Raw genomic sequence first — 23,014 nt, forward strand, 5'->3', positions numbered from 1 at the left:
GGCGGCCATGCAGGCATGGCACCGAAACGGGGACAGGACGTGAAGCAACCAAGCAAGACCCAGGCCGGGGACAAGGCCGCCAAGACAACCGGCAGCGACGGGTCCACCCCTGCCGCCAAGAAGGCGTCCGCCGCGCCCGGCGTGATCGCATCCACGGAAACCGGCACCGGCAAGCCCGCGCAGGCCGGACAGCCCGGACAGGTCACGCCCGCGGAATCGACCCTGGTGGGCGATGCCGACAAGGGGCTTCCCCCCGCGCAGCCCAAGGCCGGCCCCGCCGCCCCCGACCAGACGCGCGCCAAGGAGACCGCAGCATCCGCTGAGCAGACACCTGCCAAGGATGCCGCGGCAACCGGCCCCTTCGCCCATCAGGATCGTCCAAAGGACACTGCTGCCTCCGCCTCTGCCGCTGATCAGACGCGGGGCGCATACGGTTCCAGCGCCACCGATGCCGCCCGACCCGGCTCGACCCCCGCGGGCGCAAGCTCATCGACCACTTCGCCGTCCAAATCGGCCGCGCCGGTCCGCAAGACGGGCTTCTGGCCCGTGGCGCTGGGCGGCGTGGTCGCCGCCGGCCTGGGCGCTGCGGCCACGATCTATGCGCTGCCGCATCTGCCGCCCGAATGGCACCCCGCCACCCAGGCACCCGCCGCCGCGGCACCTGCCGCCGACGATGGCGCCCTGCAGCAGGCCGCCGAAGAGGCCGCGCGCCGCGTGGTGGCCGAGGAACTGGCCGCCCGTCCCGCTGCCGCCGATGACGCCGCCTCCGCCGAGATGGCCGAACGCCTGACCGCCCTGGAAGAGCGTCTGGCCGCCGCCGGAGAGACGCCCACCGACGACGGCGCCGCCGAGGAGCGCGCCGCCGCCGCCGAACAGCTGACCGCCCTGCAGCAGCGTCTGGATGAACAGCAGGCACGTCTTGAGGAACTGGCCGCCCGCCCCGCGTTCGATCAGCAGGCCGCCACCGAAGCGCAGAGCCAGATCGAAGCCGCCGCCGCCGATGCCGAACAGCGCCTGGAAGCCGCCCGCGCCGAGGCGCAGGAACTGCAGGACGCCGCCGCCGAAAGCACCCGGCGCGCCGAGGCCGTGGCCGCCATCGCCTCGCTCCAATCGGCGCTGGACCGGGGCGTGACCCCCGAGGAGGCGCGCCAGACGCTGGAAGGCGCCGGCCTCCAGACGCCCGAGGAGCTGACAACCGAAGTGCCCAGCCTGACCTCGCTGCAGGCCGATTTCCCCGAGGCCTCGCGCGCGGCGCTGCGTGGCGCCCTGCGCGACAGCAGCGCCAGCGGGCAGGGCAACCTGGTCACGAACTTCCTGCGCGCCCAGACCGGCGCCCGTTCGGTCGAGGTGCGCCAGGGCGACGACCCCGACGCCATCCTGTCGCGCGCCAATGCCCAGGTCGAGGCCGGCCATATCGATCAGGCCGTGACCGAGATCGAGGCCTTACCCGAATCCGCCCGCTCCGCACCCGCCATGGCCGATTGGCTGTCCCGCGCAACCGCCTATACCCAGGCACAGGCGGCGCTGTCCGACCTGTCCTCCGGCACGAACTGAGGGACGCCCGATGCTTCTGTCGCTGCTCAAGATCCTGTTCTTCTTTGCCGTCGTCCTGGCCTTGGCCCTGGGCGCGGTCTACCTGTCCGAACACGGCGATATGCTGCGGATCGAATATGCCGGCACCGAATACGCCCTGACCCCGGTCAAGGCGCTGGTCGCGCTGCTGGTGCTTATGGTCCTGGCCTGGGTGGTCTTCAAGATCCTGGGCCTGGCGCTGGCCTTCCTGCGCTTCCTGGCCGGGGACGAGACCGCGATCAACCGCCACTTCGCCCGCTCGCGCGAGCGCAAGGGCTATGCCGCCCTGGGCGACGGGATGCTTGCCGTCGCCGCCGGCGAAGGCAAGCTGGCGCAGGACAAGGCCGCCAAGGCCGCGAAATACCTGAACCAGCCGCACCTGACCAACCTGCTGGCCGCGCAGGCCGCCGAAACGGCGGGTGATTCGCAAAAGGCCGTGGCCGTCTATCGCGACCTTCTGGAGGATGACCGGACCCGTTTCGTGGGCATCCGCGGCCTGATGCGCCAGGAACTGGCCATGGGCCACACCCACAAGGCGATGCTGCTGGCGCAAAAGGCCTATGCCCTGAAGCCCCGCCACAAGGAGCTTCAGGACACGCTGCTGGACCTCCAGACCCGCGAACACGACTGGAAGGGCGCCCGCCAGACGCTCAAGGACAAGCGCAACCAGGGCGACATGCCCAAGGACGTGGCGCTGCGCCGCGATGCCGTCCTGGCCTTGCAGGAGGCCAGCGAGGTGCTGGCCCAGGGCAACTCGATCAGCGCGCGCGAGGCCGCGATCTCGGCCGCCAAGGCCTCCCCCGACCTGATTCCCGCCGCCGTTTTGGCCGCCCGCAGCTATGTGGCGCAAAAAGACTTCCGCAACGCCTCGCGCATCCTGGAAAAGACCTGGTCGGTGCGTCCGCATCCCGACGTCGCCGCCGCCTATGCCGAGATCGTTCCCGACGAATCGCCGATCGCGCGCCTGAACCGCTTTGACCGGCTGATCTCGAAGAACCCCGAGCACGAGGAAAGCCGCCTGCTCAAGGCCGAGCTGATGCTGGCGGCAGAGGATTTCCCTGGCGCGCGGCGCGCCTTGGGCGATCTGGCCGAAAAGCATCCCACCGTGCGGACGCTGTCGATCATGGCCGCGATCGAACGCGGGCAGGGTGCCGACGACAGCGTGGTGCGCGGCTGGCTGACGCGGGCGCTGACCGCGTCGCGCGGCCCGCAATGGGTCTGCGACAAGTGCCACAATGTCATGCCCGGCTGGGCGCCGGTCTGCGACAGCTGCGGCGGCTTCGACACGCTGACCTGGCACGAGCCCGATGGCCTGCGCAGCACCGCCTCGACCACGCCCACGGGCGCCGAGATGCTGCCGCTGCTGGTCGGATCGCCCAAGGCCCCGGCCGCCGATGCCCCCGACCTGTCCGAACCCGTCCGCCCGCATCCTCCCGGCCCGGCCGAACCCGAGGGCAGTGCCCGGATCCGTCACCTGGACCAGCCCAATGTCGCCCCCGGCATGGTGCCGCGCGAAAGCGACTATCGGCATCCGGGCGAACCCTCGACGACGGTGACCACGCGCGAGCCCGACATAAAGCCCGTGCCAAAGCCCGTCGTCCTGAAGGCCAGCGAGCCGCAGACGACGCCTGAGCCGGAACTGGCCCAGGCCATGGCCGCCTCGCAGGCCACCACGGTGGATGCGATGCCCGCGCAGGCGGTGCCGACCCCGGACCTGACCGCGCAGCCGGACGCGCTGGCGGAACGCCACCCCGAAGTCACCGCCGAGGCGGTGATGGTGCGGCCCGATGTCGAACCCACCGACAACGAAGACTGGAGCGAGGCAAAGCGACGGTCCTGATCGCAGGACCGGGCGGGGAGGGGCGAAAAAATCGCCCGTCCCCTCTTCCCCCCGCCCGGTGAAACTGCTATCCGCCGCGCACAACCTGATGCCGGTGTAGCTCAGCTGGTAGAGCACGTCATTCGTAATGATGGGGTCGGGGGTTCGAGTCCCTTCACCGGCACCAGGTTGTTAAATCCTCTCTGCTCTCGACTGGCCGCCTTCCCGGGCGGCCTTTGTCATTCCGGCGGCCCGACCAGTCCCCGATAAAGGTCCAGCATCCCCTCCAGCGCGTGGGGCAGCCGCGCCAGCTCCACATCCCCCGCCGCCCAGGACCGGCTCAGCGCCGACCCGGCCTCATAGCCCAGGGGCAGGTCCGCGGGCGCTCCAAGGCAGATGGGATCTTCGGAAAAGCCGTGACCGCGGCCCAGGCGCCCCCGGGTCGCGGCGGCCAGCTGCCGCAGATGGGCCCGTCCCTCCGTCGCCCCCAGCCGGGTCAGCGCATCCGCCGCCCCGTGCTGCAGCGACAGGGTGACGGCCTCGTCCCGCGCATTGACAAAGATGACCACGTAAAGACCGTGCCGCATGCTGCGCGTCACCTGCGGCGCAAAGAAGGCCAGCCAGGGCACGTTGGCCCAGCCGGGCGCGCCGGTGCTGGCCCGCACCAGCAGGCGCTCGGGGCGCGCCTCGATCAGGTCGCGCCCCATCTGCGCCACGTCACGCCGGAAGAAACGCCCAAAGGCGCTGCCCGCCACGGGCCGCTGGCGCTCGAATGCATAACGCCGCGCCGTCAGGGACAGCGCGGCGGCAAGCGGCGGCAGCGGGGGAGGGGGCGCGGTCAGACCAGCCGCCCTTCCTCCATCGCGGCGCGCACGAAGCCCGCGAACAGCGGCGCCGGCTCAAAGGGCTTGGACTTCAGTTCCGGATGCGACTGCACGCCGATGAACCACGGGTGGTCGGGATATTCCACCACCTCGGGCAGCTTGCCGTCGGGCGACATGCCCGAAAAGCGCAGGCCCGCCTGCTCCAGCTGAACGCGATAGGTGGCATCGACCTCATAGCGGTGGCGATGGCGATCCTCGATCTCGGTGACGCCGCCATAGATGTCCGAGATCTTGGACCCCTCGCTCAGCACCGCCGTATAGGCGCCCAGGCGCATGGTGCCGCCCTTGTTGTCGCCCACCTTGCGCTGGACGGTATAGTTGCCCTGCACCCATTCCTTCAGGTGATAGACGACCGGCGTGAACCGCGTCTGCCCCGCCTCGTGGTCGAACTCCTCGGACCCCGCGTCGGGCATCTCGGCCAGGTTGCGCGCCGCCTCGATCACGGCCATCTGCATCCCAAGGCAGATGCCCAGATAGGGCACCTTCTTCTCGCGCGCATAACGGGCGGCGGTGACCATCCCCTCGGTCCCGCGCTCGCCAAAGCCGCCGGGCACGATGATGCCGTGATAGCCGTCCAGCAGATGCGCGCCCTCGCCCTCCAGCTTCTCGCTGTCGACCCAGTCCGCCTTGACGCGCACCCGGTTGGCCATGCCGCCATGGGTCAGCGCCTCGGCGATGGACTTGTAGGCATCCTCCAGCTGCGTGTACTTGCCCACCACGGCGATGTTCACCTGGCCCTCGGCATTCTGCAGCCGGTCCATCACGTCCTCCCAGCGCGACAGGTCGGGGCGCGGGGCGGGGCTGATCCGGAAGGCGTCCAGCACAGCCCGGTCCAAGCCCGCACGGTGATAGGCCAGCGGCGCCTCGTAGATCGTCTTCAGGTCATAGGCCGGGATCACGGCGTCCGGGCGCACGTTGCAGAACAGGGCGATCTTGGCGCGTTCCTTTTCCGGGATCGGATGCTCGGACCGGCAGACCAGCACGTCGGGCGCCAGGCCGATCGACTGCAGCTCCTTGACGCTGTGCTGGGTGGGCTTGGTCTTCAGCTCGCCCGATGCCGCCAGATAGGGCAGCAGCGTCAGATGCATCAGGATGCATTCGCCGCGCGGCCGCTCGTGGATGAACTGGCGGATCGCCTCGAAGAAGGGCAGACCCTCGATGTCGCCGACCGTGCCGCCGATCTCGCACAGCATGAAATCGACCTCGTCGCCGCCGATGGCCAGGAAGTCCTTGATCTCGTTGGTGACATGCGGGATCACCTGGATCGTCTTGCCCAGGTATTCGCCCCGGCGCTCCTTTTCCAGCACGTTGGAATAGACGCGCCCGCTGCTGATGCTGTCGGTGCGCCGCGCCGCCACCCCGGTGAACCGCTCGTAATGGCCCAGGTCCAGGTCGGTTTCGGCGCCGTCATCGGTGACGAAGACCTCGCCATGCTCGAAGGGGCTCATCGTGCCGGGATCGACGTTCAGATAGGGGTCCAGCTTGCGCAGCCGTACGGTAAAGCCGCGGGCCTGCAGCAGCGCCCCCAACGCCGCGGAGGCCAGGCCCTTGCCAAGGGACGAAACCACGCCGCCGGTGATGAAGATGTATCGCGCCATGAGGCCCCCGTGATGTGCAAGTCGAGAAGTGCAAATTAGGTCTGCTGCGGGCCGTCGAAACGACCAGCATCACGGGAGTTGGAGAATAACCGATTCGCCCCGTGGTCGCAACGGACCGCAAGTTCCTGTGGGGCGGGAAAACTGCCGCCCCAAACTATTGTGTCAGCCTCAGTTGGCGGGCTGCGGTGCGGGCGCCTGGGCCGCGGGGGGCGTGACCGCATCCGCCGCGGGGGCCGGGGCGGGCGCGGCCGCAGGGGGCGCCAGGGGCGTGGTTGCCGGTGCCACCACATCGGCGGGTGCGGCGGCAGCCGGCGCCTCGGTCACGGGTGCGGCCGGGGCCTCGGCGGCGGGCGCCACGGGGGCCGCCGCTGCGGGCGCCTCGGCCGCCGGCGCCACGTTTGTCGGTGCCACGTTCGCCGGCGCATCGGGGGCCGGCGGGGTCAGCGGGTTGCCCCCGGTCGAGGGCGGCGGCGCATAGGCCGGCAGTGTCGGCAGGTTCGTCTGCGGCTGGCTGCTGGCCGGCACGCCCATCTGGTCCATGATCGACCCGGTCGTGGCCTGACGCGCCGCCAGGACCGTCAGCACGATCGAGGTCACAAAGATCGCCACGCCCAGGATCCAGGTCAGCCGGGTCAGCGCATTGGCCGCCGCGCGGCCGGACATCACGCCCCCTGCGCCGCCACCGCCGCCCATGCCCAGCCCGCCCCCTTCGGAGCGTTGCAGCAGGACGACCCCGGCCAGCAGGACTGCCAGGATCAGATGGACGGTCAGAATGACGTTTTCCACGGCTTTCGGCCTTTCATTTGCGGACGCGCCTATCTAGTCAACCGGGCAGGTGATGGCAAGCAAGAGTGTCCCATGGTTGCGGTGATGATTCAGGGCACCGGCTCGAATGTCGGAAAGTCGCTGCTGGTCGCCGGGCTCTGCCGCGCGGCCCGCAGGCGCGGCCTCTCCGTCGCCCCCTTCAAGCCGCAGAACATGTCGAACAACGCCGCCGTGACGGCCGACGGCGGAGAGATCGGCCGCGCCCAGGCGCTGCAGGCCCGCGCCTGCGGGCTGGAGCCCGTGACAGACATGAACCCCGTCCTGCTCAAGCCCGAAACCGACACCGGGTCCCAGGTGATCCTGCAGGGCCGCGCCATCGGCCGCGCCCAGGCCCGCGACTACCAGGGCCTGAAGCCGCGCCTGCTGGAGGGCGTGCTGGACAGCTTCGCCCGCCTCTCGGCCGGCCATGACCTGGTGATCGTCGAAGGCGCGGGCAGCCCGGCCGAGGTGAACCTGCGCCCCCGCGACATCGCCAACATGGGCTTTGCCCGCGCGGCCGGCGTGCCGGTGGTGCTGGCGGGCGACATCGACCGCGGCGGGGTGATCGCCCAGATCGTCGGCACCCAGGCGGTGATCGACCCGGGCGACGCCGCGATGGTGCAGGGCTTCCTGATCAACAAGTTCCGCGGCGACCCGCGCCTCTTCGACGACGGCTACCGGACGATTGAGGACCGCACCGGCTGGCGCGGCTTCGGCGTGGTGCCCTGGTTTGCCGGCGCCCACCGCCTGCCGGCCGAGGATGCGGTCGACCTGCGCGCCAGCCGGGGGCAGGGCCTGCATGTCGTCTGCCTGACCCTGTCGCGCATCGCCAATTTCGACGATCTTGACCCGCTGGCGGCCGAACCGGGCGTGCGGCTGACCATGCTGGGCGCGGGCCAGGCGCTGCCGGGCGACGCGGGCCTGGTGATCCTGCCGGGGTCGAAATCGACCTCGGGCGACCTGGCCTTTCTGCGCGCCCAGGGCTGGGACATCGACTTGGCCGCCCACAGGCGGCGCGGCGGCCATGTCCTGGGCATCTGCGGCGGTTACCAGATGCTGGGCCGGGTGATCGACGACCCCTCGGGCGCCGACGGGGTGGCGGGGCAGGTCCCGGGCCTGGGCCTGCTGGACGTGGCGACGGTGATGTCGCCCGACAAGCGCGTGCTGCGCGCGACCGGCACCGCCCTGGGCCAGCCGGTCTCGGGATACGAGATCCACATGGGCCGCACCGACGGCCCCGACTGCGCCCGCCCCTTCGGCCACATGCCCCAGCCGGACGGCGCGATCAGCCCGGACGGGCGGGTGATGGGCAGCTATCTGCACGGGCTCTTTTCCGACGACCGCTTTCGCGCGGCCTTCCTGGCGCGGCTCGGCGCACCCTCTCAGCCCGGCTTCGAGGCGGGCGTCGAGGCCGCGCTGGAGGACCTGGCCGACCACCTGGAGGCGCATCTGGACGTGGAGGCCCTGCTGGCCGTTGCGCGCTGAAGGTTAAAACCCTGCGTGCGTTGTCGGTGTACGTCCTGTGCACGCCTGGTGCATCGCTTGTGACCGCCGGGTGCTGGACGAAAGCGGCCCGCCGCGCTACCTGAGGGGCATGGAACATCACAAGCCGCCCCTGACCCTGTATCTGGCCGCCCCGCGCGGCTTCTGCGCAGGTGTCGACCGCGCGATCAAGATCGTCGAGATGGCGCTGCAGAAATGGGGCGCCCCCGTCTATGTCCGGCACGAGATCGTGCACAACAAGTATGTCGTCGACGCACTTCGCGACAAGGGCGCCGTCTTCGTCGAGGAACTGGACGACTGCCCTGACGACCGCCCGGTGATCTTTTCCGCCCACGGCGTCCCCAAGGCGGTCCCGGCCGAGGCGCAGCGTCGCCAGATGGTCTATGTCGACGCGACCTGCCCCCTGGTCAGCAAGGTCCATATCGAGGCCGAACGCCATCACGCGGCCGGTCTGCAGATGGTGATGATCGGCCATGAGGGGCATCCGGAGGTTCTTGGAACCATGGGACAACTGCCCGAGGGCGAGGTGATCCTGGTCGAGGACGTGGCCGATGTCGCGACCATCGAGGTCCGCGACCCGCAGCGCTTGGCCTTCATCACCCAGACGACCCTCTCGGTGGACGACACCGCGGGCATCGTCGCCGCGCTGCAGGCCCGGTTCCCCGCCATCATCGGCCCGGCCAAGGAAGACATCTGCTATGCCACCACCAACCGCCAGGCGGCGGTCAAGGCGGTGGCCCCGCATATCGACGCGCTGCTGGTGATCGGCGCCGAGAACTCCAGCAACTCCAAGCGCTTGGTCGAGGTCGGCAAGGCCTCGGGATGCAGCTATTCGCAGCTGGTGATGCGCGCCGCGCAGATCGACTGGCGGGCGCTGGAAGGCATCCGCACGGTGGGCGTGACCGCAGGGGCCAGCGCGCCCGAGGTTCTGGTGAACGAGGTCATCGACGCCTTTCGCGACCGCTATGACGTGACCGTCGAACTGGTCGAAACAGCCGTGGAACGGGTCGAATTCAAGGTGCCGCGGGTCCTGCGCGAAACCGCCGGCTGAGCCCGGCGCCGGGACAAGCGGCTGAAGAAAGGTGGGGCATGAAGCTCTGGTCGATGCCCTCCTCGGGCAACAGCTACAAGGTGCGCCTGCTGCTGGCCCTGCTGGGCCGCGGCTGCCAGGTCGTCGATGTCGAGGAGTCCTCGGACGCGCTGCGCGAGGCGCAGGCCAAGGGCGCGCTGCCCTTTGGCAAGGCGCCGGTGCTGGTGCTGGATGACGGCCGGGTGCTGCCCGAATCCAACGCCATCCTGTGCTGGCTGGGCGAGGGGACGCGCTTCTGGCCGCAGGACCGCTTTGCCCGCGCCGAGATGCTGGCCTGGATGTTCTGGGAGCAGAACCAGCACGAAGGCGTCATCGCCGTGCGCGGGGCGCTGAACTTCTATCCCTCGCGCGCGGATCAGGCCACGCCCGAGCGGATGGCGGACCTGCTGACCCGCGGCCACGCCCTGCTGTCGATCATGGAGACGCGCCTGGCCGCCCGGAACTGGCTTGCGGGCGACGCGGTCAGCTTGGCCGACATCTGCCTTTATGCCTATACCCACACTGCTGGCAGCCGCGGCGGCTTTGACATGGCGCGTTTTCCCACGGTCACGGCCTGGCTGGACCGGGTGGCGGCGCTGCCAGGCCATGTGGCGATCGATGCCTGAGCTGTTTGCCTGGACCGACGGCGCCTGCAGCGGCAATCCCGGCCCCGGAGGCTGGGGCGTCCTGATGCGCGCATTGGAGGGCGAGGCCGTCGTCAAGCAGCGCGAGCTGCAGGGCGGCGAGGCCGCGACCACCAACAACCGGATGGAGCTGATGGCCGCCATCAGCGCGCTGGAGGCGCTGACCCGTGCCAGCAAGATCGTGATCGTGACCGACAGCAACTATGTCAAGAACGGCGTCACCCAGTGGATCCACGGCTGGAAACGCAACGGCTGGAAGACCGCGGACCGCAAGCCCGTCAAGAATGTCGAGCTGTGGCAGCGCCTGGACGAGGCGGCGCGCCGCCACGACGTCGAATGGCGCTGGATCAAGGGCCATGCCGGCCATGCCGAGAACGAGCGCGCCGACGAACTGGCCCGCGCCGGAATGGCTCCCTTCAAATGACGCCCGCGGCGCTGGTCGCGGCGCTGGATTACGGCGCCGTGCTGGTCTTTGCGCTGACCGGGGCGCTGGTGGCCAGCCGGGCGCAGCTGGACCCGGTGGGCTTCATCTTCATGGCCGCGCTGACCGCCGTGGGCGGGGGAACCCTGCGCGACCTGATCCTGGGGCGCGAGATGGTCTTCTGGGTGGCGCAGCCGGCCTATGTGCTGATCGCCGCCGCCGCAGCCCTGATCGTGTTCTGGACGGCGCATCTGTTCGAGAGCCGCTATCGCTGGCTGGTCTGGCTGGACAGCGTCGCCCTGGGCGTGGCGGTCGCGGCGGGCGTGGGCGTTTCGATGGAAGGCGGCTTTGGCCCTGTCATCGTCGTCATCATGGGCGTGGTGACGGGCACGTTCGGCGGGCTGATGCGCGACGTGGTGGGCAACGAGGTGCCGCTGGTCCTCAAGCAGGGTCAGCTGTACCTGACGGCGGCCTTTGGCGGCGCGCTGACGGCGGTGACGCTGGTCTGGCTGGGTTTGGACCGGACCGAGGCGCTGATTGCCTGCGCGGTCGCGGTCTGGGTGCTGCGCGCGGGCAGCCTCCACCTCGGCTGGCGGCTGCCGGTCTATCGCCCGCGACCGCCGCGCGACCGGGGCTAGCGCAGCCGGGGCGGGCCGTTTCGGCCGGCATCCACGTTCTCGACCCCCGCGCGCAGGCCCTGGCCGATGCGATGCGCCAGCTGCGACCAGGCGCGCGCGCTCCAGGGTGGCAGGGTGCGGCGCAGCGATTCGTCGAACAGCGCCAGCCAGATCGTGAAGTGTTCGGGCCGCACATTGCCCGCCGACAGATGGGCGCGCATCGGGCTGCCGTTATAGCCCGCGCGGTGCAGGATCGCCCCCGCCCAAAAGGCCGCGATGCGGTCCTCATGCGCGGGCCAGTCGCCGACATGTTCCGCGAAGATCGGCCCCAGCACCTCGTGCCGGCGGACGGCGCCGTAAAAGACGGCGACGGTGCGGCGGATCTCGGCCTCGGTGATGTCGAAGCGGGGGGGCAGGTCGGGCATGTCCATCTGCCGCATCTGGCCCGGTCCGGCGCGGGTTTCAAGGGTTTGATCGCCCGCGGCCGGGATGCTAAGAGGCCGCTTCCGGTCGCAGCCCACCCGGTCAAAACAGGAGCCAGACGATGAGCCACTATACCGACGCGCTGACCCAGCTTGGTGCCAGCACCCCCCTGCCGCAATCGCCCGAGGAGGCGGTGCTGGAGCGGGTGCCCAATCCGCAGCCGGGCGAGACCTATGTCGTGCGCTTCACCCAGCCCGAGTTCACCAGCCTCTGCCCGCTGACGGGCCAGCCGGATTTCGCGCATCTGGTGATCGACTATGTGCCGGCCGACTGGCTGGTCGAATCCAAGTCGCTGAAGCTGTTCCTGGGCAGCTTTCGCAACCACGGCGCCTTCCATGAGGATTGCACCGTGGGTATCGGCAAACGCATCGCCGGGCTGCTGGACCCGCGCTGGCTGCGGATCGGCGGCTATTGGTACCCGCGCGGCGGCATGCCCATCGACGTCTTCTGGCAGACCGGCGCCGTCCCCGAAGGTCTGTGGCTGCCCGATCAGGGTGTCGCCGGCTATCGTGGCCGGGGCTGAGGGCGCGGCTCGGCCGCAGAAAACGGGCGGCTTGAAAAGGGTCGGCGCTTGCGGGTGCGGGCCTGCGTTTCTATAGAGGGCGCATGGATTTTGCGGGCTTCGGCATACGAATTAGCGGCCCGGCGGCGTGATGTTTCGCACCGCCGGGATTTTTGCCGCCTGAATTCCTGATCCGACTGCCGGACCCAGCCCCAAGGAACGCTTCATGACCCCCGACTATCGCGACACCGTCTTTCTGCCGCAGACCGAGTTTCCCATGCGCGCGGGCCTGCCGCAGCGCGAGCCGGAATGGCTGGAGCGCTGGTCCCGCATCGGCATCTATGACCGGCTGCGCGAGCGGGCGGCAGCGGGGGGGCGGACGCCGTTCGTGCTGCATGACGGCCCGCCCTATGCCAACGGCCACCTGCATATCGGCCATGCGCTGAACAAGACGATCAAGGACATCATCGTGCGCAGCCACCAGATGATGGGCCGCGATGCGCGATACGTGCCCGGTTGGGACTGCCACGGCCTGCCGATCGAGTGGAAGATCGAGGAGAAGTACCGCAAGGAGGGCCGCGACAAGGATGCGGTCGACGTGGTCGAGTTCCGCCAGGAATGCCGCCGCTTTGCCGATGAGTGGGTGGACATCCAGCGCGACGAGTTCCAGCGGCTTGGCATCACCGGGGCCTGGGACCGCCCCTATCTGACGATGGACTTCCACGCCGAGGCGGTGATCGCGGCCGAGTTCATGAAGCTGTTGATGAACGGCAGCCTTTATCAGGGGTCGAAGCCCGTGATGTGGTCGCCCGTGGAAAAGACCGCCCTGGCCGAGGCCGAGGTGGAATATCACGACCACACCAGCCACACGATCTGGGTGCGGTTCGGGGTGGCGTCCCAATCGGAGTTCGCGCCGCTGGACGGCTGCATGCGCACCGACCTGCTGGAGGCATCGGTGGTGATCTGGACCACGACGCCCTGGACGATCCCGCAGAACCGGGCCGTCGCCTTTAATCCGCAGATCGCCTATGGCCTCTACGAGGTCACCGAGGCGGCGGAAAATGCCACGGCCAGGGTCGGAGAGCATATCGTGCTGGCCGACGCCCTGGCCTCATCCGTCATGGGTGCGGCGAAGGTCACGGGCCACGACCGCCTGCGGACGGTGAGTGCCGATGAACTGGCCGCGCTGGTCCTGGCCCACCCCCTGCGCGGGGTCGAGGGGGGGCTGGGCGAGTGGGATTATGATGTCCCCATGCTGCCGGGCGATCATGTGACCGACGATGCCGGCACGGGATTCGTACATACCGCGCCCAGCCATGGCGACGACGACTATCAGATGGGCCTGCGCTTCAAGCTGCCGATGACCTACAATGTCGAGCCCGACGGCAGCTATCGCCGGGACCTGCCGCTGTTTGGCGGAGAGGCGATCATCGCGCCCGACGGCAAGGACGGCCCGGCCAATGTCAGCGTGATCAAGCAGCTGGCCTGGGCCGGCGCGCTGCTGGCCAAGGGCAAGATCAAGCACAGCTATCCGCACAGCTGGCGGTCCAAGGCGCCGCTGATCTATCGCAACACGCCGCAGTGGTTCGCCGCCATCGACAAGCCGCTGGACGACGGCCTGGGCCAGCATGGCGACACGATCCGGACCCGCGCGCTGACCTCGATCGACAAGCTGGTCAAGTGGTGGCCGCAGACCGGGCGCAACCGCATCCATTCGATGGTCGAGAACCGCCCGGACTGGGTGCTGTCGCGCCAGCGGGCTTGGGGCGTGCCGTTGACCTGCTTTGTCAGGAAGGGCGCCAAGCCCACGGATGGCGACTTCCTGCTGCGCGATCCGCGCGTGAACGACCGCATCGTGGCGGCCTTTGAACAGGACGGCGCCGATGTCTGGTACCGCGCGGGCTTCAAGGCGCAGATGCTGGACGGCATCGTGAACCCCGACGATTACGACCAGGTCACCGATGTGCTGGACGTGTGGTTCGACAGCGGATCGACCCATGCCTTTGTGCTGCGCGACCGCGAGGACGGCACGCCCGACGGCATCGCCGACCTGTACCTGGAGGGTACGGACCAGCATCGCGGCTGGTTCCAGTCCTCGCTGCTGCAGGCCAGCGCCACCAAGGGCCGCGCCCCCTATCGCAACGTCGTCACGCATGGCTTCACGCTGGACGAGAAGGGCATGAAGATGTCCAAGTCGCTTGGCAACACCATCGTGCCCGCCAAGGTGATCGAGCAGTACGGCGCCGACATCCTGCGCCTGTGGGTGGCGCAGACGGATTACACCGCCGACCAGCGCATCGGCCCCGAGATCCTGAAGGGTACTGCCGACAGCTATCGCCGGCTGCGCAACACGCTGCGCTTTCTGCTGGGCGCCTTGGCGGAGTGGGACGAGGCCGAGCGGCTGCCGGCCGACCGGATGCCCGAGCTGGAACAGTGGGTGCTGCACCGGCTGGCGCAGCTGGATCATCAGGTCCGCCGGGGCTATGAGACCTTCGACTTCCAAGGCGTGTTCCAGACGCTGTTCCAGTTCTGCACCGTGGACATGTCGGCCTTCTATTTCGACATCCGCAAGGACGCGCTGTATTGCGACGCGCCCGACAGCCCGCGCCGCCGCGCCGCGCGGACGGTCCTGGACATCCTGTTCCACCGCCTGGTGACCTGGCTGGCGCCGATCCTGCCCTTCACCATGGAGGATGTCTGGCTGTCGCGCTTTCCGTCCGAGGATGACAGCGTGCATCTGCACGATTTCCCCGCGACCCCGGCCGACTGGCTGAACGAGCCGCTGGCCGCGAAATGGGACCATGTCCGCCGCGCCCGCCGCGTCGTGACCGCCGCGCTGGAGGTGAAGCGGACCGACAAGACCATCGGCGCCAGCCTGGAGGCGGCGCCGGTCGTCCATGTCGAGGAGCCCGAGATGCTGGCCGCGCTGAAATCGGTGGCCTTTGCCGATATCTGCATCACCTCGGACCTGTCGCTGACCCGTGATCCGGCCCCGCAGGAGGCCTTTCGCATGGCCGAGGCCCCCGGCATCGGCGTGGTCTTCGAGCCGGCCGAGGGCGACAAGTGCCAGCGCTGCTGGAAGATTCTGCCCGACGTGGGCAGCCATCCCCATCCGGGCGTCTGCGCCCGCTGCGACGAGGTTCTGAGCCATGGTTGAGGAAAACCGCTATCAGCCCGCCGCCGACCGCTATGCGGCCATGGATTATCGCCGCTGCGGGCGTTCGGGGCTGAAGCTGCCGGCGATCAGCTTGGGGCTGTGGCACAATTTCGGCCATGACACGCCCCACCAGACCAAGCGCGATATCTGCCGCACGGCCTTTGACCTGGGGATCACACATTTCGACCTGGCCAACAACTATGGCCCGCCGCCGGGCAGCGCCGAGGAGGCCTTTGGAGAGATCCTGCGGACCGATTTCGCCGGTTATCGCGACCAGCTGATCGTCAGCAGCAAGGCCGGCTATGACATGTGGCCCGGCCCCTATGGAGAGATGGGCAGCCGGAAATACCTGATCGCCTCCTGCGACCAGTCGCTGAAGCGGATGGGGCTGGACTATGTCGACATCTTCTATTCGCACCGCTTCGACCCCGACACGCCCCTGGAGGAGACCATGGGCGCGCTGGACCACATCGTGCGGTCGGGACGCGCGCTCTACGTGGGCATCAGCAGCTACAACAGCGCCCGCACCCGCGAAGCGGCGGCGATCCTGAAGGACCTGGGCACACCCTGCCTGATCCACCAGCCCAGCTACAACATGCTGAACCGGTGGGTGGAAAATGACGGGCTGCTGGACACGCTGGACGAGCTGGGGATGGGCAGCATTGTCTTCACGCCGCTGGCGCAGGGGATGCTGACGGGAAAATACCTCAAGGGCATTCCCGCCGACAGCCGCGCCGCGCAGGGCAAGTCGCTGTCGCCCGACTGGCTGAGCCAGGACATGATCGAGCGCCTGAACGGTCTGAACGACCTGGCCTTGGATCGGGGGCAGACGCTGGCGCAGATGGCGGTCGCCTGGACGCTGCGCGGCGGGCGCGTGACCAGCGCGCTGATCGGCGCCTCGCGGGCCGAGCAGGTGCGCGACTGCGTGGGCGCCTTGGGCAACCTGGAGTTCTCGGATGACGAACTGGCCCGGATCGATCAGCTGTCGGCCAAGGGCGATGTGAACATCTGGGCCCGGTCCTCGGAAGGGGCAGGGGCCTGACGGCCCTCTAGACCAGCCACCAGCCGCGGGTCTTCAGCTGGTGGCGGATCTGGCGTTCCGGCAGCGGGCCGCCGTGGCCGGCAAAGATCGGGCGCACCTTGCTGCGGCCCTTTTCCTGGTAGATCAGCTTGCGCGCGGGTTCCCATTCGCGCAGCAGCCGCTTGATCTCCTTCGGGGCGACCACGCGCTCCAGCACCTCGATCGCATGATCTCCCTGTTGCGCGTAAAGCAGCGGCAGGCGGCGATAATGGCAGGTCACGGCGCCGTCCAGCCCGTCCAGTTCGGGGCCGGGACGGCCGCCCCCCAAGCTGTGGATCACCACGGGCAGCACGGCCTGATCCAGCCAGGGTTCCATCGCCTGGCAGGCCAGCGCGTCATGCGGGTCGTCGCGCAGCGCCCGCGCCCAGTCCAGGAACCGGCGCCCGAATTCACCCGGGTCGGGGCCGAAGAACCAGCCCGCGTTGAAATAGAGGTACCGCTCCCAGTGCTCGTCGGGTTGGGTCAGGTCCAGGCTGGTTTCGAAGTCCTGGCCGAACCGGTCATAGATCGACTTCCAGATCCCGCCATAGCCCGGCCCGTAAAGGGGCGGCTGCGGCCAGGTCGCCTCGCGCCGCATCGAGGCCGAGGGCCGGGCAAAGTCGAAGCGCACCTGGTTTAGGGGACCGGTGATCAGCGTGTCGGTGTCGAAGAAGATGAAGGGCTCGTTTTCCGGCAGCAGCGCCAGCGCCTCGATCTTGTTGCCCTGCGGATAGGCGGCGCCGAAATGCCGTGCGGTGAAGGGGGTGATCTCTGCCCCCATCTGCGTCAGCAGGTCCCGGCAGCCGTCCGAGATCTGGGTCCGGTGATCCTGCCATGCCCCTTCGGGACGGGGTTCGGCCAGAATGACGCGGCCGCACCAACCGGGCGCGCTGGCCCTCAAGCTGGCCATGAAGATCAGTGCCTCGAATTCCAGCCGCCCGGCCTGAGCCACGATCAGCAGATTGGGAAAGGTCTGTCTTTGCTGCATCGCCGCGCCTGAACCGTCCGTTGTTCGCGCGCAGCCTAGCCGCCGGGCTGGGGGTGAAAAAGCCCCTGCGGCGCCATCGATCCGGGCGGCCGGCACACCACTGAACCAGGAATGAGGGGAAAGTGGTGGGCGACCCTGGAATCGAACCAGGCGTGGGTCTCCCCGGCGGAGTTACAGTCCGCTGCCGCACCTTGCAGCACGTCGCCCGCCGATCGCTTTCGGCGTGGGCGGTGATTAGCCGCCCCGCCGGGGGGCGTCAAGCAGATTTCCGAAGGCACATTTCGGGGGCTTGCGTGATCGCGCCCGCGCGCGCAGAGAGACGGGGCAGGAAAGGAGGCCCCCGATGGCCGAAAGGACCCCCAAATCCAAGAAGCCCGCATGGGTGATCGACAAGGAACGTGGCCGCCGCGCCGCCGCCGCCGAGACGGTGTGGCTGTTCGGGCTGCACGCGGTCCGGGACGCCTTGGCCAATCCGGAACGGGAAAAGCTGCGCCTGGTGGTGACCCAGAACGCACTGACACGCCTCGGGGATCTGCACGGGATGGAGCCCGAGGTCACCGACCCGCGCGTCTTTGACAAGGCCGTGCCGCTGGCCGTCGAAAGCGTGCACCAGGGGGCCGCGCTGGAGGTGAAGCCGCTGAAATGGGGCAGCCTCAGCGAGGTTGCGCTGCGCGAGGCGCCCGGCGAGACGCGGCCGCTGCTGGTGGCGCTGGACCGGGTGACGGACCCCCACAATGTCGGCGCCATCCTGCGTTCGGCCGAGGTCTTTGGCGCGCGCGCGGTGATCGCGCCCGCCCGCCATTCCGCGCCCGAAACCGGGGCGCTGGCCAAGACCGCCTCGGGGGCGCTGGAGCGTCAGCCCTATCTGCGCGTGCCGAACCTGGCCGAGGCGCTGACCCAGCTGAAGAACATGGGCTTCATCCTGGTGGGCCTGGACGGGACGGGCAGCGAGGCCCTGCCTGACCTGATGACCCGGCTGTCGGGACGCGCGATCTGCCTTGTGCTGGGCGCCGAAGGGCCGGGAATGCGCGAATTGACGGTCAAGACCTGCGACCACGTGGCGCGCATTCCCTTCGCGGCGGATTTCGGATCGCTGAACGTGTCGAACGCGGCGGCGGTGTCACTTTATGCCGCAGGGCGTGCGTGAACATCACATCCCTGCGACGTTCCTGCCCGGCGCGTTGAGATTCGGGACGACTGCTGCCAAGTAGTCGTCAACCCCGTATTGATCAAGTCACCATGCGCAACCTTGTCCTGTCCCTCCTCCTGGCGATCCTGCCCGCGCTGCCTGCCGCGGCGCAGGACTGGGCCCTGGGGGGCTTCGATGCGGTCGGATATGTGCAGAGCGGGCGCCCGATCCCGGGCCGCGGTGACATCGCGACCATGTGGAAGGGACAGGTCTGGCATTTCGTCTCGGAAGAGAATCGCCTGCGCTTCGAGGCCGATCCGCGGTCCTTCGCGCCCCGGTTTGACGGGATGTGCCCCGTCTCGATCATGGAAGGGCGCCCGGAGCCGGGGGATCCGCGGTTTTTCGCGATCATTGGCGGCGATCTCTATCTGTTCCGGTCGGGTGCGGCAGAACGACAGGTCAAACAGGACCCGGCGCGGATCCTGGACCAGGCCGAGGCGGCCTGGGGCGGGAACTGAAGGGCGAGCTTTCATAATCACAAAAGCGCGATCGCTCTGGAACTTTTCTAAGGTGATGCCCATTTACACATGCAGGACATGACCCCGGAACGGTCATGTTCGGATCACTGTCCCTCGTTCCGCCACTTGCGCCCGGCCACCCTGTGGACCGGGCGTCTTTTCTATGCAAGATTGCCGCAACCACAGGCTGCGGGATCAGGGGGAGACGGATATGGAGATCGCGTTGGAGGAAGATCAGGACATCGCCCGCATCGCGCGGACCATCAAGGTGGTCGCGATGGTGGGCCTGTCGCCTAATGAGGCGCGGCCCAGCTGGGGTGTGGCGCGCTATCTGCAGGCCCGCGGCATCCGCGTGATCCCCGTCAATCCCGGCCATGCCGGCCACAAGATCCTGGGCGAGACGGTCCACGCGAGCCTTGCCGATATCCCGGATGAGGCCGGCGTGCAGATGGTGGACATCTTCCGCCGTTCGGACGCTGTCGCGGGGATCGTCGACGAGGCGCTGGCCCAGTTGCCGGACCTGACGGTCATCTGGACCCAGCTGGGCGTGCGCGACGACCGTGCCGCCGAACGCGCGCGCCGGGCCGGCAAGATCGTGATCCAGGACCGCTGCCCCAAGATCGAGTTTCCCCGCTATCCGTGAGCGGAGGTTCAGGGCGCCGATATCTGCTTGACGGGGGCGTTCGGCGCGCCTAATCAGGCCCCACCTCAGGGGTATAGCTCAGTTGGTAGAGCATCGGTCTCCAAAACCGAGGGTCGTGGGTTCGAGTCCCCCTGCCCCTGCCAGGTCCTTCCGTCAGATACGCCGCCCGCCGGGCGAGATGTCGGTCAGGCTTGAAATGCCGGTGCAGGCCGGATAGATCAGCGCCTGCACTTGCCCAAGGAGCCCACCCGTGGCCAATCCCGTCCAGTTCATCAACCAGGTCCGTGCCGAGGCCGCCAAGATCACCTGGCCCACGCGCCGCGAGGTGATCACCACGACCATCATGGTCATGATCTTTGCCTCGATCACCAGCCTGTTCTTTTTCCTGGTCGATCTGGCGATCCGCACCGGCCTGACCCAAGGGCTGCGGCTGATCAGCGGCTGATCGGGGCTTGCATTTGGGCCGCAGGGGCGGTATCTGCCCACGACTGTCCGGAAAGCGGCGTGCATCGGAATCGCATGCGCGCCGATTTCAGTTTTTCGGACATACAGGAATTCAAGGGGTTGGCGCGGCATTCGCGTGATTCCCCAAAAGATGAGCAGGGGTCGATCGAGACATGGCAAAGCGTTGGTATTCGGTCAGCGTCCTGTCGAACTTCGAAAAGAAGGTCGCCGAGGCGATTCGTCAGGCGGTCGCCGAGAAGGGTCTGGAAGAGCAGATCGACGAGGTGCTGGTTCCGACCGAGGAAGTGATCGAGATCCGCCGCGGCAAGAAGGTCACGTCGGAGCGTCGCTTCATGCCGGGCTATGTGCTGGTGCACATGGACATGTCGGACCGCACCTATCACCTGGTCAATTCGATCAACCGCGTCACCGGTTTCCTTGGCGCGCAGGGCAAGCCGATGCCGATGCGCGACGATGAGGTGAACGCGATGCTGAACCGCTCGGTCGACGGCGAACCCGCCGCGCCGCGCAACCTGATCCGCTTTGACGTGGGCGAGAAGGTGAACGTGACCGACGGTCCGTTCGAGGGCTTCTCTGGCATGGTCGAGGAAGTGGACGAGATCTCGTCGCGCGTGAAGGTCACCGTGTCGATCTTTGGCCGGCCGACGCCGGTCGAACTGGAATTCACGCAGGTCTCCAAGACCGCGTGATGGGCTGCGGGAGGCGCCGGTCCTTCGGGACAGGGGCCGCACCGCTAAATCGGCCCCTTTCGCGGGCTTGATGATGAAGGAGAAGGCCAGATGGCCAAGAAAGTAGTTGGCAGCCTCAAGCTGCAGATCAAGGCGGGTCAGGCGAACCCGTCGCCCCCCGTCGGCCCCGCACTGGGTCAGCGCGGCATCAACATCATGGCCTTCTGCAAAGAGTTCAACGCTCGCACGCAGGAGATGGAGCAGGGTTCGCCCGTGCCCGTCGTGATCACCTATTACGCCGACAAGTCGTTCAGCTTCGAGACGAAGACGCCCCCGGCGTCCTTCCTGCTGAAGAAGGCCGCCGGCCTGAAGCCGGTGGGCAAGCGCAACCGCGCCAAGGGTTCGGACAAGCCTGGCCGTACGAACGCCGGTTCGGTGACCGTCAAGCAGGTGCGCGAGATCGCCGAAGCCAAGATGGCCGACCTGTCCGCGAACGACGTCGAAGCCGCGATGAAGATCATCGTCGGTTCCGCCCGGTCGATCGGTATCGAGGTGAGGGGCTGATCATGGCAAAGTTTTCCAAGAAGAAGACCGCGGCCCGCGCCGCCTTCGAAGGCAAGTCCAACCTGACCGTCGAAGACGCGATCAAGCTGGTCAAGACCTCAGCCTCGGCCAAGTTCGACGAGACCGTCGAGATCGCGCTGAACCTGGGCGTCGACCCGCGCCATGCCGACCAGATGGTCCGCGGCGTGGTCACGCTGCCCGCCGGAACCGGCAAGGACGTCCGCGTCGCCGTCTTCGCCCGTGGTCCCAAGGCTGACGAAGCCAAGGCCGCCGGTGCGGACATCGTCGGCGCCGAGGACCTGATGGAGACGATCCAGTCCGGCAAGATCGAGTTCGACCGTTGCATCGCGACGCCGGACATGATGCCGCTGGTCGGCCGTCTGGGCAAGATCCTGGGCCCGCGCAACCTGATGCCGAACCCCAAGGTCGGCACCGTGACCATGGACGTGACCGGTGCGGTAAACGCCGCCAAGGGCGGTGAGGTCCAGTTCAAGGCCGAGAAGGCAGGCGTTGTCCATGCCGGCATCGGCAAGGTCTCGTTCGACGAGGACAAGCTGGCCCAGAACCTGCGCGCCTTCGTGGACGCGGTCAGCCGTGCCAAGCCCACGGGCGCGAAGGGGACCTACATGAAGAAGGTCTCGATCAGCTCGACCATGGGCCCGGGCGTGTCGGTGGACGTCGTCTCGGCGACCGCCAACTGAGAATTTCCCGGCCGCAAGGTCGGGAATGACGGGGCAGCCGCAAGCCGCCCCGTCCTGTCCGAGACGGAGGGTGCGGGGAAACCCGCTTAATGTCCTTCCTGAGATGGGGAAGCATTTTTCCGAAGGTCCAGACCTTCGGGTGATCTTGCCCTAGCGGACCCGACCCGGTCCCATTCGAGACCGGGAAAAGTGAGAGCGGGGGGAAACCCCCTACTTGGAGTGAAACCGTGGATAGAGCACAAAAAGAACAGGTGGTCGACGAACTCGGCCAGATCTTTGAAAGCTCTGGCGTCGTGGTGGTTGCCCACTACGAGGGGATGACGGTTGCACATATGCAGGACCTGCGGGCGCGCATGCGCGAAGCCGGCGGTTCCGTTCGCGTTGCCAAGAACAAGCTCGCCAAGATCGCCCTGGAAGGTAAGCCCTGCGCAAGCATCGCCGACTACCTGACGGGCATGACCGTGATCACCTATTCGGAAGATCCGACCGCTGCGGCCCGGATCGCCGACAAGTACGCCAAGGACAACGATCGTTTCGTGATCCTGGGCGGTGCCATGGGTGACTCGGCGCTGGACCCCGCCGGTGTGAAAGCCGTCGCCTCGATGCCGTCGCGTGAAGAGCTCATCGCTCAGATCGTGTCCTGCCTCGGTGCGCCTGCCTCCAACATCGCCGGTGCCATTGGCGCGCCTGCTTCGAACATCGCGAGCATCCTCACGACCCTCGAGGAACGTGAGGCTGCGTAAGCAACCCGATCCCTGCGTGTGGTTGAAGACCCGACGTTGGAACACTAACTGGAAAGAACGGAAAAATGGCTGACCTGAAACAACTCGCCGAACAAATCGTGGGCCTGACCCTGCTGGAAGCCCAGGAACTGAAGACCATCCTGAAAGACGAATATGGCATCGAGCCGGCCGCCGGTGGCGCCGTCATGATGGCTGGCCCGGCCGCAAGCGCCGAAGCCGAAGAAGAAAAGACCGAGTTCGACGTCGTCCTGACCGACGCCGGCGCCAACAAGATCAACGTGATCAAGGAAGTGCGCGGCATCACCGGTCTGGGCCTGAAAGAAGCCAAGGACTTGGTCGAAGCCGGTGGCAAGGTCAAGGAAGGCGCTTCCAAGGCTGATGCCGAAGAGATCAAGAAGAAGCTCGAAGCGGCTGGCGCCAAGGTCGAGCTGAAGTAATCGGTCGCAAGACCGTTGTCGAAAG

Annotated in this window: 24 protein-coding genes and 3 tRNA genes; 21 read left to right on the forward strand and 6 right to left on the reverse strand. The window is 67.9% G+C overall.

Features of this window, described 5'->3' with window-relative positions:
- Positions 1-39: 39 nt before the first annotated feature.
- The 3 genes from ACNR9W_RS03715 (at position 40) to ACNR9W_RS03725 (ending at position 3,578) form a co-directional block, all read left to right on the forward strand.
- Positions 40-1,554: a COG4223 family protein gene (locus ACNR9W_RS03715; protein WP_419270263.1), complete on the forward strand. Its 1,515-nt coding sequence runs from the start codon at positions 40-42 to the stop codon at positions 1,552-1,554.
- A 10-nt stretch (positions 1,555-1,564) separates the two neighbouring features.
- On the forward strand, positions 1,565-3,412 hold the full coding sequence (locus ACNR9W_RS03720) for a heme biosynthesis HemY N-terminal domain-containing protein (RefSeq protein WP_419270261.1): 1,848 nt from the start codon (positions 1,565-1,567) through the stop codon (positions 3,410-3,412).
- 90 nt (positions 3,413-3,502) lie between these two features.
- Positions 3,503-3,578 (forward strand) — tRNA-Thr (locus ACNR9W_RS03725).
- Positions 3,579-3,630: 52 nt separating this feature from the next.
- Here the strand turns inward: ACNR9W_RS03725 and ACNR9W_RS03730 are convergent.
- The 3 genes from ACNR9W_RS03730 to secG all read right to left on the reverse strand — a co-directional run bounded on the left by ACNR9W_RS03730 (position 3,631) and on the right by secG (position 6,659).
- The gene (locus ACNR9W_RS03730; RefSeq protein ID WP_458478621.1) at positions 3,631-4,146 is read right to left on the reverse strand and encodes an MrcB family domain-containing protein; all 516 of its coding nucleotides are present in this window, start codon (positions 4,144-4,146) and stop codon (positions 3,631-3,633) included.
- Between the two features lie 83 nt (positions 4,147-4,229).
- A complete protein-coding gene (locus ACNR9W_RS03735) occupies positions 4,230-5,873 on the reverse strand; it encodes a CTP synthase (RefSeq protein ID WP_419270259.1) in 1,644 nt (547 codons plus the stop codon).
- 168 nt (positions 5,874-6,041) lie between these two features.
- Positions 6,042-6,659 (reverse strand): preprotein translocase subunit SecG, encoded by a 618-nt coding sequence (secG, locus tag ACNR9W_RS03740; protein ID WP_419270257.1) that lies wholly within the window; start codon positions 6,657-6,659, stop codon positions 6,042-6,044.
- 72 nt (positions 6,660-6,731) lie between these two features.
- Here secG and ACNR9W_RS03745 point away from each other — a divergent pair, with 72 nt between their 5' ends.
- From ACNR9W_RS03745 to ACNR9W_RS03765, 5 genes are all read left to right on the forward strand, one after another.
- On the forward strand, positions 6,732-8,162 hold the full coding sequence (locus ACNR9W_RS03745; protein ID WP_419270255.1) for a cobyric acid synthase: 1,431 nt from the start codon (positions 6,732-6,734) through the stop codon (positions 8,160-8,162).
- Positions 8,163-8,271: 109 nt separating this feature from the next.
- A complete protein-coding gene (gene ispH, locus ACNR9W_RS03750) occupies positions 8,272-9,231 on the forward strand; it encodes a 4-hydroxy-3-methylbut-2-enyl diphosphate reductase (RefSeq protein WP_419270254.1) in 960 nt (319 codons plus the stop codon).
- 38 nt (positions 9,232-9,269) lie between these two features.
- Positions 9,270-9,875, forward strand: a complete 606-nt coding sequence (locus tag ACNR9W_RS03755; RefSeq protein WP_419270253.1) for a glutathione S-transferase family protein — start codon at positions 9,270-9,272, stop codon at positions 9,873-9,875.
- Positions 9,868-10,317 (forward strand): ribonuclease HI, encoded by a 450-nt coding sequence (gene rnhA / locus ACNR9W_RS03760; RefSeq protein WP_419270251.1) that lies wholly within the window; start codon positions 9,868-9,870, stop codon positions 10,315-10,317. The genes ACNR9W_RS03755 and rnhA overlap by 8 nt, the downstream gene beginning before the upstream one ends.
- Positions 10,314-10,952, forward strand: coding sequence for a trimeric intracellular cation channel family protein (locus ACNR9W_RS03765; protein ID WP_419270249.1), 639 nt, complete (start codon positions 10,314-10,316; stop codon positions 10,950-10,952). The genes rnhA and ACNR9W_RS03765 overlap by 4 nt, the downstream gene beginning before the upstream one ends.
- Here ACNR9W_RS03765 and ACNR9W_RS03770 read toward each other — a convergent pair.
- Positions 10,949-11,362, reverse strand: coding sequence for a group III truncated hemoglobin (locus ACNR9W_RS03770; protein WP_419270247.1), 414 nt, complete (start codon positions 11,360-11,362; stop codon positions 10,949-10,951). The two genes, ACNR9W_RS03765 and ACNR9W_RS03770, sit on opposite strands and share 4 nt — an antisense overlap.
- A 113-nt stretch (positions 11,363-11,475) precedes the next feature.
- Between ACNR9W_RS03770 and queF the strand changes: the two genes are divergently transcribed.
- From queF to mgrA, 3 genes are all read left to right on the forward strand, one after another.
- Positions 11,476-11,937 (forward strand): preQ(1) synthase, encoded by a 462-nt coding sequence (gene queF, locus ACNR9W_RS03775; protein WP_419270245.1) that lies wholly within the window; start codon positions 11,476-11,478, stop codon positions 11,935-11,937.
- Positions 11,938-12,142: 205 nt separating this feature from the next.
- On the forward strand, positions 12,143-15,073 hold the full coding sequence (ileS, locus tag ACNR9W_RS03780) for an isoleucine--tRNA ligase (protein ID WP_419270243.1): 2,931 nt from the start codon (positions 12,143-12,145) through the stop codon (positions 15,071-15,073).
- Positions 15,066-16,115, forward strand: coding sequence for an L-glyceraldehyde 3-phosphate reductase (gene mgrA, locus ACNR9W_RS03785; RefSeq protein WP_419270241.1), 1,050 nt, complete (start codon positions 15,066-15,068; stop codon positions 16,113-16,115). The genes ileS and mgrA overlap by 8 nt, the downstream gene beginning before the upstream one ends.
- Positions 16,116-16,122: 7 nt before the next feature.
- Here the strand turns inward: mgrA and ACNR9W_RS03790 are convergent, their stop codons facing one another.
- Together ACNR9W_RS03790 and ACNR9W_RS03795 are read right to left on the reverse strand one after the other, a co-directional pair.
- Positions 16,123-17,121: a hypothetical protein gene (locus ACNR9W_RS03790; protein ID WP_419270240.1), complete on the reverse strand. Its 999-nt coding sequence runs from the start codon at positions 17,119-17,121 to the stop codon at positions 16,123-16,125.
- Between the two features lie 123 nt (positions 17,122-17,244).
- Positions 17,245-17,328: transfer RNA gene (locus ACNR9W_RS03795), tRNA-Tyr, on the reverse strand.
- Between the two features lie 136 nt (positions 17,329-17,464).
- Between ACNR9W_RS03795 and rlmB the strand changes: the two genes are divergently transcribed.
- From rlmB to rplL, 10 genes are all read left to right on the forward strand, one after another.
- Positions 17,465-18,268, forward strand: a complete 804-nt coding sequence (gene rlmB, locus ACNR9W_RS03800) for a 23S rRNA (guanosine(2251)-2'-O)-methyltransferase RlmB (protein WP_419270239.1) — start codon at positions 17,465-17,467, stop codon at positions 18,266-18,268.
- Positions 18,269-18,360: 92 nt separating this feature from the next.
- Positions 18,361-18,768: a YHS domain-containing (seleno)protein gene (locus tag ACNR9W_RS03805; RefSeq protein ID WP_419270237.1), complete on the forward strand. Its 408-nt coding sequence runs from the start codon at positions 18,361-18,363 to the stop codon at positions 18,766-18,768.
- Between the two features lie 211 nt (positions 18,769-18,979).
- On the forward strand, positions 18,980-19,411 hold the full coding sequence (locus tag ACNR9W_RS03810; protein ID WP_419270235.1) for a CoA-binding protein: 432 nt from the start codon (positions 18,980-18,982) through the stop codon (positions 19,409-19,411).
- 67 nt (positions 19,412-19,478) lie between these two features.
- Positions 19,479-19,554 (forward strand) — tRNA-Trp (locus tag ACNR9W_RS03815).
- Between the two features lie 107 nt (positions 19,555-19,661).
- Positions 19,662-19,856, forward strand: a complete 195-nt coding sequence (gene secE / locus ACNR9W_RS03820) for a preprotein translocase subunit SecE (RefSeq protein ID WP_419270234.1) — start codon at positions 19,662-19,664, stop codon at positions 19,854-19,856.
- Positions 19,857-20,028: 172 nt separating this feature from the next.
- Positions 20,029-20,565 (forward strand): transcription termination/antitermination protein NusG, encoded by a 537-nt coding sequence (gene nusG, locus ACNR9W_RS03825; protein WP_111302044.1) that lies wholly within the window; start codon positions 20,029-20,031, stop codon positions 20,563-20,565.
- Between the two features lie 90 nt (positions 20,566-20,655).
- Entirely contained in the window at positions 20,656-21,108 is a 453-nt protein-coding gene (rplK, locus tag ACNR9W_RS03830; protein ID WP_419270232.1) for a 50S ribosomal protein L11, read from the forward strand.
- A gap of 2 nt (positions 21,109-21,110) precedes the next feature.
- Positions 21,111-21,809 (forward strand): 50S ribosomal protein L1, encoded by a 699-nt coding sequence (gene rplA / locus ACNR9W_RS03835; protein WP_111302046.1) that lies wholly within the window; start codon positions 21,111-21,113, stop codon positions 21,807-21,809.
- Positions 21,810-22,036: 227 nt separating this feature from the next.
- On the forward strand, positions 22,037-22,552 hold the full coding sequence (rplJ, locus tag ACNR9W_RS03840; RefSeq protein ID WP_111302047.1) for a 50S ribosomal protein L10: 516 nt from the start codon (positions 22,037-22,039) through the stop codon (positions 22,550-22,552).
- 65 nt (positions 22,553-22,617) lie between these two features.
- The gene (gene rplL, locus ACNR9W_RS03845; protein ID WP_419270230.1) at positions 22,618-22,989 is read left to right on the forward strand and encodes a 50S ribosomal protein L7/L12; all 372 of its coding nucleotides are present in this window, start codon (positions 22,618-22,620) and stop codon (positions 22,987-22,989) included.
- Positions 22,990-23,014 lie beyond the last annotated feature (25 nt).

This window comes from Paracoccus sp. T5 (assembly GCF_048538155.2).
Classification (GTDB): Bacteria; Pseudomonadota; Alphaproteobacteria; order Rhodobacterales; family Rhodobacteraceae; genus Paracoccus.

Excerpts from the sequence above, each read along its gene's own strand:
- ACNR9W_RS03720 (WP_419270261.1), top strand. The coding sequence starts at position 1,565 with ATGCTTCTGTCGCTGCTCAAGATCCTGTTCTTCTTTGCCGTCGTCCTG.
- ACNR9W_RS03735 (WP_419270259.1), bottom strand. The coding sequence starts at position 5,873 with ATGGCGCGATACATCTTCATCACCGGCGGCGTGGTTTCGTCCCTTGGC.
- ACNR9W_RS03745 (WP_419270255.1), top strand. The coding sequence starts at position 6,732 with ATGGTTGCGGTGATGATTCAGGGCACCGGCTCGAATGTCGGAAAGTCG.
- ispH (WP_419270254.1), top strand. The coding sequence starts at position 8,272 with ATGGAACATCACAAGCCGCCCCTGACCCTGTATCTGGCCGCCCCGCGC.
- ACNR9W_RS03755 (WP_419270253.1), top strand. The coding sequence starts at position 9,270 with ATGAAGCTCTGGTCGATGCCCTCCTCGGGCAACAGCTACAAGGTGCGC.
- rnhA (WP_419270251.1), top strand. The coding sequence starts at position 9,868 with ATGCCTGAGCTGTTTGCCTGGACCGACGGCGCCTGCAGCGGCAATCCC.
- ACNR9W_RS03765 (WP_419270249.1), top strand. The coding sequence starts at position 10,314 with ATGACGCCCGCGGCGCTGGTCGCGGCGCTGGATTACGGCGCCGTGCTG.
- ACNR9W_RS03770 (WP_419270247.1), bottom strand. The coding sequence starts at position 11,362 with ATGGACATGCCCGACCTGCCCCCCCGCTTCGACATCACCGAGGCCGAG.
- queF (WP_419270245.1), top strand. The coding sequence starts at position 11,476 with ATGAGCCACTATACCGACGCGCTGACCCAGCTTGGTGCCAGCACCCCC.
- ileS (WP_419270243.1), top strand. The coding sequence starts at position 12,143 with ATGACCCCCGACTATCGCGACACCGTCTTTCTGCCGCAGACCGAGTTT.
- mgrA (WP_419270241.1), top strand. The coding sequence starts at position 15,066 with ATGGTTGAGGAAAACCGCTATCAGCCCGCCGCCGACCGCTATGCGGCC.
- ACNR9W_RS03790 (WP_419270240.1), bottom strand. The coding sequence starts at position 17,121 with ATGCAGCAAAGACAGACCTTTCCCAATCTGCTGATCGTGGCTCAGGCC.
- rlmB (WP_419270239.1), top strand. The coding sequence starts at position 17,465 with ATGGCCGAAAGGACCCCCAAATCCAAGAAGCCCGCATGGGTGATCGAC.
- ACNR9W_RS03805 (WP_419270237.1), top strand. The coding sequence starts at position 18,361 with ATGCGCAACCTTGTCCTGTCCCTCCTCCTGGCGATCCTGCCCGCGCTG.
- ACNR9W_RS03810 (WP_419270235.1), top strand. The coding sequence starts at position 18,980 with ATGGAGATCGCGTTGGAGGAAGATCAGGACATCGCCCGCATCGCGCGG.
- nusG (WP_111302044.1), top strand. The coding sequence starts at position 20,029 with ATGGCAAAGCGTTGGTATTCGGTCAGCGTCCTGTCGAACTTCGAAAAG.
- rplK (WP_419270232.1), top strand. The coding sequence starts at position 20,656 with ATGGCCAAGAAAGTAGTTGGCAGCCTCAAGCTGCAGATCAAGGCGGGT.
- rplA (WP_111302046.1), top strand. The coding sequence starts at position 21,111 with ATGGCAAAGTTTTCCAAGAAGAAGACCGCGGCCCGCGCCGCCTTCGAA.
- rplL (WP_419270230.1), top strand. The coding sequence starts at position 22,618 with ATGGCTGACCTGAAACAACTCGCCGAACAAATCGTGGGCCTGACCCTG.